13 protein-coding genes are annotated in these 13262 nt (G+C 51.1%); all 13 read right to left on the bottom strand.

Features of this window, described 5'->3' with window-relative positions:
* Nucleotide 1 precedes the first annotated feature (1 nt).
* The gene (gene mreD, locus ABD028_RS21665; RefSeq protein WP_102794480.1) at nucleotides 2-484 is read right to left on the bottom strand and encodes a rod shape-determining protein MreD; all 483 of its coding nucleotides are present in this window, start codon (nucleotides 482-484) and stop codon (nucleotides 2-4) included.
* A complete protein-coding gene (gene mreC, locus ABD028_RS21660; RefSeq protein ID WP_102794481.1) occupies nucleotides 474-1340 on the bottom strand; it encodes a rod shape-determining protein MreC in 867 nt (288 codons plus the stop codon). Before mreC ends, mreD begins: the two co-directional genes overlap by 11 nt.
* 53 nt (nucleotides 1341-1393) lie before the next feature.
* On the bottom strand, nucleotides 1394-2437 hold the full coding sequence (locus tag ABD028_RS21655; RefSeq protein WP_102794482.1) for a rod shape-determining protein: 1044 nt from the start codon (nucleotides 2435-2437) through the stop codon (nucleotides 1394-1396).
* Nucleotides 2438-2699: 262 nt separating this feature from the next.
* Nucleotides 2700-6038 (bottom strand): DUF6701 domain-containing protein, encoded by a 3339-nt coding sequence (locus ABD028_RS21650; RefSeq protein ID WP_343847447.1) that lies wholly within the window; start codon nucleotides 6036-6038, stop codon nucleotides 2700-2702.
* Complete coding sequence (locus ABD028_RS21645) at nucleotides 6035-6427, bottom strand: type II secretory pathway protein (protein WP_343847446.1); 393 nt, start codon at nucleotides 6425-6427, stop codon at nucleotides 6035-6037. The genes ABD028_RS21650 and ABD028_RS21645 overlap by 4 nt, the downstream gene beginning before the upstream one ends.
* Before the next feature lie 22 nt (nucleotides 6428-6449).
* Nucleotides 6450-7355 carry a PilW family protein gene (locus ABD028_RS21640; protein ID WP_343847445.1) on the bottom strand — a complete coding sequence of 302 codons (906 nt, stop codon included), beginning with the start codon at nucleotides 7353-7355 and terminating at the stop codon, nucleotides 6450-6452.
* Nucleotides 7324-7914, bottom strand: coding sequence for a type IV pilus modification PilV family protein (locus ABD028_RS21635; RefSeq protein ID WP_343847444.1), 591 nt, complete (start codon nucleotides 7912-7914; stop codon nucleotides 7324-7326). Before ABD028_RS21635 ends, ABD028_RS21640 begins: the two co-directional genes overlap by 32 nt.
* A complete protein-coding gene (locus ABD028_RS21630; RefSeq protein ID WP_343847443.1) occupies nucleotides 7901-8467 on the bottom strand; it encodes a prepilin-type N-terminal cleavage/methylation domain-containing protein in 567 nt (188 codons plus the stop codon). Before ABD028_RS21630 ends, ABD028_RS21635 begins: the two co-directional genes overlap by 14 nt.
* Before the next feature lie 66 nt (nucleotides 8468-8533).
* The gene (locus tag ABD028_RS21625) at nucleotides 8534-9058 is read right to left on the bottom strand and encodes a prepilin-type N-terminal cleavage/methylation domain-containing protein (RefSeq protein WP_343847442.1); all 525 of its coding nucleotides are present in this window, start codon (nucleotides 9056-9058) and stop codon (nucleotides 8534-8536) included.
* A 99-nt stretch (nucleotides 9059-9157) separates the two neighbouring features.
* Complete coding sequence (locus tag ABD028_RS21620; protein ID WP_343847441.1) at nucleotides 9158-9760, bottom strand: prepilin-type N-terminal cleavage/methylation domain-containing protein; 603 nt, start codon at nucleotides 9758-9760, stop codon at nucleotides 9158-9160.
* Between the two features lie 35 nt (nucleotides 9761-9795).
* Entirely contained in the window at nucleotides 9796-10305 is a 510-nt protein-coding gene (locus ABD028_RS21615) for a hypothetical protein (protein WP_102794490.1), read from the bottom strand.
* A 1-nt stretch (nucleotide 10306) separates the two neighbouring features.
* Complete coding sequence (locus ABD028_RS21610; RefSeq protein WP_343847440.1) at nucleotides 10307-11527, bottom strand: type II secretion system F family protein; 1221 nt, start codon at nucleotides 11525-11527, stop codon at nucleotides 10307-10309.
* A 1-nt stretch (nucleotide 11528) separates the two neighbouring features.
* On the bottom strand, nucleotides 11529-13262 hold the full coding sequence (locus ABD028_RS21605) for a GspE/PulE family protein (RefSeq protein ID WP_343847439.1): 1734 nt from the start codon (nucleotides 13260-13262) through the stop codon (nucleotides 11529-11531).

The following is a 13262-nucleotide window of genomic DNA, read 5'->3' as shown; positions in this document are numbered from 1 at the left end:
GTCAGCTTACCTTCAGTTGTCTGCGCGCTTTGCGCAGAATCATAAAGGACCAGGGCCAGAACAACATGGTTGTCAACACCGGCCACAGGTAATCGAAGAGAAAATAAATATCCGTCAGCAGATGCTGCAACCAGAAGATTACCAGATGATAGAGCGCAGCCAACAAGCCAATCATAAAGGCCTGCTGCCAGACAGAATAGTTACGCAAACGCTGATAATTGGCAGCCAGAATAAACACCACCAGACTCAGGGCCAGACTGTGAATGCCAAGCGCGGTACCGAGCAAAATGTCCAGTACCAAGCCGTTCAAAAAGGCCACCCCCACATTGACCCGCTGTGGCAGCGCCAGTGTCCAGTATCCCAACACCAGTAATACCCAATCCGGCCGGTATGGGTCTACCAGAATCGGCATCGGCATAATTTGCAGCATTTGCGCCACCAGCAAACTGATGGCAATAGTGTAGTGTCTTAGACTAAGACTCATTAACCGCCTCATCCTGATCTATCGGAGCCTGGGGTGCATCGGCAGGCCACAACAACAATAAATATTTTAACCTGTCCAACTGTGCAGCAGGTTCTGCCCTGATAATAGCAAAAGGACGGCTTTCATCCCGGATAACATCGGTGATGCGGCCAACCGGATAACCTTCTGGAAACACCTGTCCAAGCCCGGATGAAACCAGCATGTCACCGCGCTGAATATCGGTACTATGAGGAACATGGTTGATAACCAAACGGTTTAACTGCCCCGATCCCGAAGCGACCATGCGAACATTATTGCGCAATACCCGGACCGGCACCGCATGGGTGACATCAGCAATCAATAATACCCTACTGGTGGTAGTACCCACCTGCATTACCTGCCCAACGATGCCTTTATCGTCCAGCACAGGCTGCCCTTCATATACACCTTGTAATGTGCCCTTATTGATCACGATTTGATGGCTGTAGGGATTGTTATCTACCGCCATTAATTCAGCGACCATCTTACGCGCGTCGGCACGCACCGGGGAGCCCAGCAAAGTACGCAGGCGATCATTTTCCTGCCGCAGCACTTCAAAACGCTGCAGTTGCTCACTCATCAGAATATTCTGGCGGGTAAGTTGTGCATTATTCTCCAGCAACTGCCGTTGGGTAGTCAGGGCTCGGGATGTTTGGTTTAGCACTTCACCGGGCAGGTTTGCCATATATTGCAATGGACTTACCAGGGAATTGAGATAAACCCGCACATTGCTGAAGGTATCCAGCTTGCCGTCCAGCACAATAAGCAGCACCGACAGCACAGTGGCAAGCACCAGTCGGCTGGTCAGAGAAGGACCGCGGGTAAAAATAGTATCCAAGACAGAGGCCTAAAAACGAATGGGCGGCTTACGCCGCCTCAAGTAGTTATCGATTATTCGTAGCTGAACAGATCGCCACCATGCATATCGATCATTTCCAGGGCTTTACCGCCGCCCCTGGCTACACAGGTCAGCGGGTCGTCAGCAATCACCACAGGAATACCGGTTTCTTCCATTAACAGGCGATCCAGATCCTTAAGCAGGGCACCACCGCCGGTCAGTACCATACCGCGTTCGGAGATGTCTGAAGCTAACTCGGGAGGAGATTGTTCCAGCGCCACCATCACTGCAGAAACGATGCCTGTCAGTGGTTCCTGCAGCGCTTCCAGAATTTCATTGGAGTTCAGCGTAAAGCTTCTGGGTACCCCTTCGGCCAGATTACGACCACGTACTTCAATTTCGCGCACTTCCTCACCAGGGTAAGCCGCACCAATTTCATGCTTGATTCGCTCGGCAGTGGCTTCACCTATCAGTGAACCAAAGTTACGACGAATATAGTTAATAATGGCTTCATCAAACTTGTCACCACCAATACGTACCGACGAGGAATACACCACACCATTTAAGGAGATAATCGCAACTTCAGTGGTACCACCACCGATATCTACCACCATGGAGCCTGTGGCTTCAGAAACCGGCAAGCCTGAACCGATAGCCGCCGCCATGGGTTCATCAATCAAAAATACCTCACGCGCACCGGCGCCCAGGGCCGATTCACGAATGGCACGACGCTCCACCTGAGTAGAACCACAAGGTACACACACCAGCACACGCGGGCTGGGGCGTAAAAAATTATTGTCATGCACTTGCTTGATGAAGTGCTGCAACATCTTTTCGGTAACATAAAAGTCGGCGATCACACCGTCTTTCATTGGCCGAATGGCCTTGATGTTGCCCGGGGTACGACCCAGCATGCGTTTGGCTTCGCTGCCCACCGCTGCGACACTCTTGGGACCACCGGCACGCTCCTGACGAATGGCCACCACAGAGGGCTCATTCAGAACTATGCCTTGGTTTTTTACATAAATAAGAGTATTGGCTGTACCCAGGTCGATAGATAAGTCATTGGAAAACATTCCGCGAAGCTTTTTGAACATGTACTGACCCGGTCCTTTACGCCCGCCATTTAACGAAAATGGGGCTTAATTTAGCATTTACGACAAACTGGTTAACTTTACCAATGCCCCCGCCCCTGCACAAGTTGACAGGTCAGGCATTAGGTATAAAAAAGTGAGAAAAATTCCGTTTTTGCGGTGTTATTTAGCAAAAACCCCTTAAAGCCAGCGATTTGGCGTTTTTATCCGCCCGCCGTTTATGTGGCGAGTAGCACTTTTGTTCAAATCTTGCTGGTTGTTGCACCTAAAAAACTTCACGCTGGAAGATAAGCCTGTCGTTTCCACGGTAAGTGCCAAAGGTGGCAATGGCAGTTGGATTGCTGGGGCCAGCCCCCGTCCAGTTGAATTTGAGCCAGTCATCGACTTGCCATTCTAAACTCGTGGGATTGGTGCCGGGCACGACACCCGGGGCATCCAGCACAAAACTCATTTGCGGCATCACTGGCTTGCCTTTATCAACTGTTTCATCGCCACTAGTGATGCCATTGACTCTGGTGGTCATGGTACCTGCAACCAACTTACTGGCCTGATAGCGGGTGCAACTGTCCTGTTGGTTCAGTTGCCAGACACCGTTGTTGTAATATTGTATTTCCAGGGGAACAGGAAGGTTTTCGGTTTCCGGACCATATGCATTAATCAGCCTGGCCCTGCCATAACGAAATTCAAATTCAGCCCGGTTTTCCAATGCCACCGCACTAACAAAGCCGGTGCTGGGGATTTGCATCTGCACGCCGTCATCATCCTGCACCAATACACCCACTAGCATGTTTGCAAAAGGGCCGTCTGCTGCAGTGGCACGACTAAACACCAGCGATTGTGAAAAGTTTGCCAGGCCATTATTCCAGTTCAGGGCAAAAGGCCCGGTATTTTGCAATCGATTCACCTCAGTGCTGCCATTGCTTAACCTGGCATACAATAATCCGCTGGCCAGTGAACCAAAATAGTTTGCCGTGCGAACTCCCTGCAGATTTCTGGCCTCAACCTGCCCACTAATAGCAAACTCTTGTCCCATATAGGTAAATTCGCCACAACCCGGTTGCACATCTCCTGCAACAGGTAAACTGAAATAGGCGGGAATAAAGTTTGTCAGTGTCTGACTATTGGACACAATGCTTCCCGCGCCCTGATAGTCTCTATCACGCACAGTCAGCCTGATCTGCCCCACTTCACTGTAGTTAACAATGGCCTGGCCAACGCCCTGACTAAAACTAAGGGAATCTTCGCTGCTGATGGCCTGAAAGCTGGCAGAACCAGGGTTTTGACTCTGAATACTACCCAGGGATAAACGTCCCTGGCTTCCTATGCTGGCAGGCAAGAGTTTTTCCAGCGTAACCTGCAAATCACTGCTATTGGTGTTAATGCCGTCGCTGACGTTGTAGTTTGGAGTGATCTGCCCGGCTGCCCCCACGGCCTCTACCCTGATATTGAAATCTTTTCCAGCCACATGAGGATTGTCCATAGCGACACTAAGCAGCAAATCTGTTGGCTTAACGACAAAGTTGTTGCTGACGCCTTCTGCATCCTGATCGGAATTTTTCGCCAACAAATTAATCGTACCGGCATCATCATAACGTAGCGAATTTGCCGGAATGCGGGCAAAACCCTGACTATCAAAAGTTAGCTGGGTATTGATATAGTTGCCTTCACTCACCGCATTGCCATTGAATCTGAACTGCAAGGCATGACAGACGGCAGGATCAGCGCAATCCATACTTAATAACAAACTCTGGCCACTTAGGTCTGCTTCACAACTTTCTGGTGCGGCCAATCCCACATAAATATCCTGAGTGAATGCGGTCTGGGCGTTTTTGCTGCTAATAGCAGTAAACGGACGATTTTTACTACCCTGACTAAATGCCAGCGCCATGGCTTCAAACGACAGCTTGCAATCGGTCTGCAGCCCATTGCTATAACAATAAACCGGCGCGGAAGGACTGGGGTTTATTCCCCCCATGGTGACCAGAGCAACGCCACTACCATCCGCCAGGCTTTGGTCAACCCTGAGCTTTGCGGTTATCTCACCATTAATATTGAGATTACTGTTGTCCCAACTGCCTTTATTGGTGGTTAGTGTCAGACCGGCCGGGTTACTGTACAGGGTATTGCAAGCTGCATCGTCGCACGCCTTCACCTTGATACTGGCGTCGCCACAAAAATAGCCTTTGGGTGGTTTTTCAATGCGATAATGATCAGGGGCCAGAACAATTGGCTCAGACAAGGCTGCGCAAACCTGCAGATTGTCCAATTCATGGCGGTTGTAGACGTCACCTGTACTACCAGTGAAACTGAGTAGCAGCTTTTCAGGTACGTTCTGTTGGAAGCCAAAACTCAGAATATCCAAAGGGCTGATAATTTCCACAAAGCCGCTGCCAGTATTGCGCAGCACACTGACCAAGGACTGACCTACAGAGGTAGAGTCGATAATAATTTTGTATCTGTGACCAGGTCCGGCACTGGTACCCGTTTTATCCAGACCCGGACTCAGGGTGCCGGAACGGGTGATATACCGGTACTGACTGCTGGCTGATCCCCTGATGACCAGTCTGTCTGGTTGCAATGAACCGGTATAGCCACCAACACGCCCTTCTACGGCCCGGGCGAAGTTCCCGTATTCGTCCATACCAATTCCCAGCCAGCCTCCGGCAAATCCAGGTTTACCATGATCAGTGCGCTGAGCATAACCCAATGAGCCCCCAAACCCGCCAGACTGAGGTGTTACCGTGGCATCAGAAAAAACTACCGCAATGCCATCAGCACTGTTACCTGCGTATGAGTAGTAATCGAATTCAATTTCCACTCTGTTATTGGCGGCGGGGAAACGCCGATTCATGGTAATTCGGGTGGCCTGATCCTGCGCCGCTTCCGTCAGCCTGACTCTGCCGCTAGCAATGGTGGGTACAAATGAACCAGAACTGGTAGACAAGGTCCAGTTCTGTGGGAAAGCCGAGGCACTGTTAAAGTCGTCGTTAAAGCAGGTTAACACCGGGCCACAAGGCCCCACATTGTCGTTGATGCTGCACTGGGTTCCGCCAATGGTGCCATTGTTTTGTAAGCAAGGGGAATTGGCATCCCCGCTTATAGAGCCATTGTTACTCATGCAGCCCTTGGCACTGATATAACCGATCACTGAGCCATGATTGGTGACAGCACCGGTTGCCTGAACATTACCCGTGATTGTCGAGCTACTCCCCACGGTTAAGGTGGTAACACTGAGATTACCGACGATCTGGTTGGACGAACCAATGGTCGTAGAGCCCGCCACTTCAAAGTTTGCTTTGGCGGTAAACCCCGTTCCTGTGGTTAAGCTGCTTGCCACTCTGACAGTTAATTGCGACGCGCTGCCACCATTGTTAATGGCCGCCCCGCCTAAACTGGCGCTGCCGGTAATATTTAACAGCCAGCTACCACTACTTATGGTTATTGAATCGTTGCTGGAAAGGGTTAAATTGCCGCATGTTACCGTGTTGGTGCTGGTGTTTCTGGCACAGCCACCAGGCAGCGAACCTGAGGCGAGATTATATGTTGCAGCCCAGGCCGTTGAGCATAGGAACAGATAGGCTGAAACAGCAATCAGTCTAATCATAGCGATACCCTGGCATCTATGGATAGCCTGCGACTAACCACAGCATCACCGGCCTCGCACGCCCCTTCGGCGCTAAAACGGTAGTACCTTACCCCAGCTATGGGATACTCCTGTGTCTGGCAAAGGCTTCGTACCGAACAATTTACCAGGCCTGCGGCCTGTATCGGCTGATATCCGGTATCCGACGCACAGCCATTAGGATCACTGCCAGCCACACCCAATGGAAACACCGCCACCAGCTGACTTTCCAGACCACTTTTGGCCGCTTGTAAAGCGCGCACGCCGTACACCTCGGTCACTATGGTATCGCTGGATGCCGATAATATCCGGGTTAAGGCAAAGCCCAGTAGCGCCATCACTACCAGCACAAATAAGGTAATCATCAGCATACTACCTCTCTGCTTTCTGTGCTCAGGGAACATTGGGTACCTGCACTTCATAGTGGTAAGTGACAATTTCCTCATTCAGTTCAAATCTTAGCCTAATCTGCACCAAGGCATTTCTGGTTAGGGTAGCCGCCTGCACCTTAAATGGTAGCTCGTCATTTGCGGCCAGGGTTGAATAAGGATGCACGCCTTTCGCCATTAATGATGACTGGCCGGCTCGGATCAGTGCAATCACCGATGCACTATTGGTGGGCGAGGAAATATACCCATACCCCTGGTACCGATAGAGCCAGGTATCTGACACACCACCTTCGCGCCAAAAGCAATAGGCCACTGGCTGGCCACCAATATAGAAACGCGACGCTGGTGAATCATTGGCAAACTGCACAGCGCCGTTCAGTTGAATACTCATAAGACCATCAGCATCCGGCCCTGACACCGAACTGATAGGGTATTGCTCACGGGGCACATCGGTACTGTTATACACATCCCGGCTGGTCAATGGATAAACTATCGCCCTGTCGCCCGAGCTAAAAACATAGCTGTCCATGGTGGCGGCCAATTCCACGGCTTGAAAAGTGCTGACAGGCGCTTCCGGGGCAACAGGAATATCGGTATAAAAGCCACTCCACTTAATTGGTACAAACTCAATGCAGTGGCTGCTATTGGTATTGGCCTGGCGGGTACGGATACTGCCAGGCACGGCGTTGCGTAATTCTCTGTTTAGTCTTTCCACCACAAAGCGTGCTTCACTTAACAGTTGGTCGCGCTCGGTGGCATCCACGTAAATACGTGTGCCCAGACCAATAAAACTAAACACCGTCAGTGACACCACGCCTAAGATGGTGATCACCACTATCAGTTCCATCAGGGTAAAACCTTTGCTGCCCCCTGACATCTCAGTAGTTGCCTTTATAAGTGGAAAACGCAATCTGTTCTCCTGCCGGGGTAGTAACCGACAGATTAATAAGTTTAAAGTCACCTATAGCGTTATCATTGCTGCCATCCTTGTTTGCGTCATAGAACACCGCGATCTGCACCTCAAAGCCCTGATACAGCTGAATATCCTTGGCCAGCATCGGATTAGCGGCGCCCGTTGGGTTGAGAATTTGCGCTGCGTTTAACCCGCTCAGACAGATATAGTCATCCACATCGTTAAAGGCTTCACGGTTTGTGCCACCTTCTTCACAGCCCAGATTGGCTGGCGCAGTGCAGAGCTCATCGGCCTGCAAACCATCTGCTGGAAAGTCAGCATCCTCCCCACAGCGCAGCAAACCGCCTGTTCTGTCGGAATGGTGATCAAACGCCCGGCCACTGATTTCATTTAGCAATGACTGGGCCAGCTCTGCCGCTCTGGCCTGATAAATGGGTTCCACACTGCGGCTAGCCTGGGGCAAAATCAAACTGCTGATCAAAGTCAGCGCCACGGCAAAGGCGGTAATGCCGATAATCAGCTCAATCAGGGTAAAACCACGTTCAGGGACAGGCATGGATAAACCCCTGGGGTTCAATACACACCCCCGCACTGGTCACCCCTTTTATATCAATTCGACAGCCTGAGGTGCACTGCGCCACCGGGTTAGCAGGGTTGCTGTTATTTACCGGCCGTCCCAGACTGTCAAAACCAATATGGTTTATGGAAGCAATACCATCCAGGTTCAGCCCTTCCTCAGCCATTTCATTACCATTGGTACGCAAGTAATCAGGAGTCAGGCTGCCGATGGCAGTAGAACAGGTTCTGGCAATTTCTGCCGCGCTACCAGCTAGTTTGTAGGCCAGATTGGGATTGCCCGGGGCAGTATGGGTAAAATCCGGCGGACCAAACGCGGCGGCACTAAGGTTCACCTGAAAACAGTAACCATCACGGGTATCCTGCATGGCACGCATTTGCATAGCGCGCAACGAGGATATCAGCCGGGCCTGATAGGTATATTCCACTACGCCATCTTTACCGGCAAAGCGGCTATAGGCCGACACCGCCAGTACCCCAAGAATAATGATCACTATAATCAGTTCTAACAGGGTAAATCCGGCGGTCTTCACAGTGTTATGCCACTTAAGGTTAACCTATCAGAAGCCATATGCTTGGTAACCTGCAGCTGTTTAAGCTTAGCAACCTGTTGAATTGCTAATCACACTATTGGCTGGCGTCACTACAAGTGGTGTACCAGCGCCCGTTGCTGCGGTATAAGTGAGATAGCAGTTGGTATTAGTTATATCTGTCGCCGCTGGAGTCGCAGACCAGGTAATTTTGTTATATGGCGCAAAGGTTACTGTGCCCGTACCGACAAAGTATCCCCACTCAGCATTGGCGACACTGCCTGCAGCTCCCGCCTGGATATCCATTGCAGCAACGATACCGGCCGCAGCGGCAGTAGGGTAACCATATGCCATGGCAACAGTACCACCAGGCACTGCAATACTACTGGTACTCTGGTTTTGCTCACCTTCTACCAGCGATTTTGCATGAGTTGTGCTAATTGCCCCCTTTATCGATGATTGCAACCCTTGCAAGGTCGCTCTACTGGCATCAGACTGAATATCAATAAATTTAGGTGCGGCCGTTACCGCCAGAATACCCAAAATCACTATAACAATAATCAACTCAATTAATGTAAAACCACGTTGTTTCATACTTTTTACCCCGTTAAGTCAAACCGCTAAATTCCCTGATTATTATTCTGCTGCGTTCTGCCCTGAAAGCAACTGTAAATCCTTGCTATTACTCATTTTTTACTGGTTACTGAAAACGACTACCTGGCCAATGCGCGGGTCATAGACAAAACCGTCACCGACATTATTGTCTGTGGGTGCGCTGCTGCGGTTTTTCACCGACAGGGTAAGATAGTAATAACATACGTCATTGCCGCCCGAACCCGCGCCATTCCCAGCCTGAGTATAGTATCTGTGGTTGGCAAATGGTCTTTGGTTCCAGTCAGGGGTGATGGTAGGCGCGCTTTGCATAATCAAATTAAACACACTGACACAGTCCAGATTGGTTAGTGCGGTGTCTTCTGAGCTGCCGTCATTGGCCAGTTCCCCAGTGGGATACCCGGTATCCTTATCAATACCAATTTGAATGCCTCCAACGGTGACATAGGTACTGTTAGCACCGCCGTTTTGCGCCGGACGCCCTTCCAATTCCCATTGGGCGCGAATCAAGCCAACCCCGGTTGCAAAGCCGCCTGCCACACCTTCAACCGTGGCACTTTCTGCATCTTCGGTTACTTCCAGCATCCGCGGCAATGCCACCGCAGCAAGCAGGCCCAGCACCACTACTACGATAACCAATTCAATCAGGGTAAAGCCCTGATTGCATCTATGGTTTTTAGTCATTATCCATCCCCTTGTCACATTGCTTGCGCAGCCTGTTACTGTTGTTTAATCACCTGACCGGTGTAAATGCGATATTCAAAGAAAGGCCCGGTGGACAGTCTGAAGCGGCAGGTACTGTCCAGCGCCTTGCCACTAATAGCCACGCCGTCAAAATATTCCGGATAAACCTTAAAGCTCTCTACCTCAAGAGGCACATTCAACACCGATTGCCACAGAGCGGCACATCCTTCGCTGTTAGGCTCTACTCTTGGCCAGCCAATATGGCTCATAGCAATAGGGCGCCGGTCTACCTCTTTGCCCTGGCTGTTGTAGCGGATTTGCAAAATCCGCGCGGGGCGGCCTTCTGCTTCCCACTGCCAGCGGGCGCTGACAACCGCTTCAGCCATTTCATCGGCCAGCATTTCCAGACTGACCTTTTTGATATCGTCTTCGCTGTCATTCAGATACCAGATAAAAAACACCATTAGCAGGGCAAAGGCCACCACTATGATTATCTGTATCATCAGGCGTTGCAGGTTGTTGTCACTGACGGATTGGTCGCTCATTTCATCCCCCCCGGTAGGCCCGGGCCATATCCCACATAGGTGTGAAGATACCCAAAGCCAGCACCAGTACCATGATGGCCACAATGGCAATCAAAACAGGTTCAATCTTGGCGGTCAGGCTTTTTAAATCGAATTCCACTTCGCGCTCATAAAACTCCGCCACATCCGTCAGCAGCTCATCCACCCGCCCGGTTTCTTCGCCCACATTAATCATCTGCAGCACCAGTGGCGTAAACATTTTACTGCTGGCACAGACTCTGGACAGACTCTCACCTTTTTCAATATTCCTGCGCATATCCAGTATCTGTCTGGCCATATGTTTGTTATCCACGGCTTCGGCCACCAGACTAAGCGCATGGGTAACAGGCACGCCTGCCCGGGCCATCATGGCAAAGCTGCGGGCAAAACGGGACAGCAGCGAACGCTGCAGGATACTGCCTACCGCATAGATCCTCAGCTTATATTTGTCCCAGCGCAGTTGCCCCGCATCGGTACGCAGGTAACGGTGCAGCAATGCCCAGCCAGCAGCAATGGCCAGCAGCATCCAGGGCCAGTGATGAACAAAGATGTCAGACATAGTTATCAATATTCTGGTCGTCACCGGCAAATCAGCGCCTAACTTAGCGAACATCCCGGCAAAGGTAGGAATAACCCAGATATTCATCACCACTAAGGCCACAACGATGGCAATCAGCACGAACATCGGGTAACGGGTAGCCGCCTTTATCTGCTTGCGTGTTTCCTGCTCCCGCTCCAGATACAGGGCCAGTAAACGAAAGGCTTCGTCCAGTCGCCCGGTATTCTCACCAACATGCACCACTGCCACAAACAAGCTGCTGAACACCGCTTTATGCCTGTGCAGCGCATTGGACAAAGAGCGGCCCCGCTCAAGTTGTTCAACCACATCTGACAATGTTGCCTGCATACGCCTGGATGCGGTGCTTTCAGCCAAACCGCCAATTGCGCGTAAAATAGGAATGCCTGACTTGGTCAGCGAATACATTTGCCTGGCAAAGATCACCAGTTCATCCAGGCTTACTCTGGGAATGAATAACGCCCGAAGACTTTGACTTTGTGTGCTTTGTGCTTTTTGCTGGATCGCAATAGGCACCAGTTCGCGGTTCAGCAAGGCTTGCGCAGCACTGGCCTGATCCTGAGCTTCCAACGTACCACTTTGCAAAGTACCACTGCGGGTTCTGGCCTGATATTGAAATAGCGGCATGTTACTGGCCCACATTCGCAGTTGCAGGCGCTGGTAGTTCCTCAGCCACCATCTCTACCAGTTTCAACACTTCTTCCACTGTGGTTAAGCCTTGTCGGGCGTAGTGCAATGCCATTTTGGACAATGGTTGATAGCCCGCACTGGCTCTGGCGGCCGCACTGAATTTATTGGTGTCAGCGTTTTTCAGGGCATTCATCATACTTTCCGTCATTTCCAGTAATTCAAATACCCCGACCCGCCCACGATAACCGGTCTGGTGACACTCATCGCAACCGACCCCCTGCTGAAACCGGATGGTGGCAATATCATCGGCCAGACTGCCTAGCCAGAACAACTCATCTCTGTCTGGTTGATAAGGCTGCGCACAACGCTGACATACCCGCCTGACCAGTCGCTGCGCCACAATCGCCCGCAGTGAACTGGCCACCAAATACCCCGGTGCGCCCATATCCAGCAAACGTACCGCACTGCTGATGGCATCATTGGTATGCAGGGTTGACAGCACCAGGTGGCCGGTCAGGGCGCCACGCAGGCCGATTTCGGCTGTTTCATGGTCACGCATTTCCCCCACCATGATGATATCCGGGTCCTGACGTAAGGTGGTGCGTAAAACATTGGAGAACGACAAACCAATTTTGTGGTTGATTTGCACCTGGTTGATTCGGGGCAGTCGGTATTCCACCGGATCTTCTACTGTGATGATCTTAACGCCTGGCTGATTCAGCTCACTCAATGCACCATACAATGTGGTGGTTTTTCCTGACCCTGTGGGCCCGGTGACCAGCACCATACCATGGGGGCGTTTTAGTAACTGGCGAAAACGCTTGAGCAGCTCTGCGGGCATACCGGTTTCTTCCAGGCTGAGCAGACCTGCCGATTGATCCAACAAGCGCATTACCACAGATTCACCATGCTGCACTGGCATAGTGGAAAGACGCACATCAATCTGATGTCCTTTGACCTTTATATGAGTACGGCCATCCTGAGGTAAACGCTTTTCAGAGATATCCAGACCGGACATTAATTTAAGGCGTAATACCAGTGCTGAAGCAATATTGCGTTCTTTGATCAGGTTTTCCTGCAACACGCCATCCACCCGCTGACGAATACGCAGCATGTTATCGTCAGGTTCGATATGAATATCTGACGCCTGCATCTGTACCGCATCTTCGAAAATCGATTTAAGCAAGCGGGCGACCGCGGTGTCTTCGTCTTCAGTGCCAAGATCGGCAAAGTCGAATTCTTCCGCCTCGCGGTTTTCACTGGCCAGTTCCTGAGCGAAAGATGCAATGTCTTCGGTACGTCGATAATGTCGGTCAAAGGCCGACAACAATTGTGACTCGCGGACCACAGCAACCTGAATAGGCTTTTTCAAGATCCCGGCCAGGGTATCCAGCGCTGCCAGGTCAGCCGGATCGCTCATCGCCACCAGCATATGATCCTGGTGGTTTTCCAGCACCAGCGCACGGTAGCGCCTGGCCTGTACCTCTGGCAATAGTTTCACCACCTCAGGTTGTAATGGACGACTGCTGATATCAATAAAGGGCACGTTCAGTTGCTGAGACAAAAAACTCAGTAGTTGCTCTTCAGAGACCAGCCCCAGGTCTGTCAGGGTATGACCCAACTTGCGACCTGACTGCCGCTGAGCGTTCAATGCCTGTTGCAATTGCTCTTCGCTGATAACACCTTCATGAACCAATAGATCGCCAAGACGCATTTTCAGTTTTGGCTGCAT

Origin of the sequence: Bowmanella denitrificans, assembly GCF_039522935.1 — a bacterium.
GTDB lineage: Bacteria > Pseudomonadota > Gammaproteobacteria > Enterobacterales > Alteromonadaceae > Bowmanella > Bowmanella denitrificans.
This window is presented reverse-complemented; position numbering and strand designations above follow the sequence as displayed.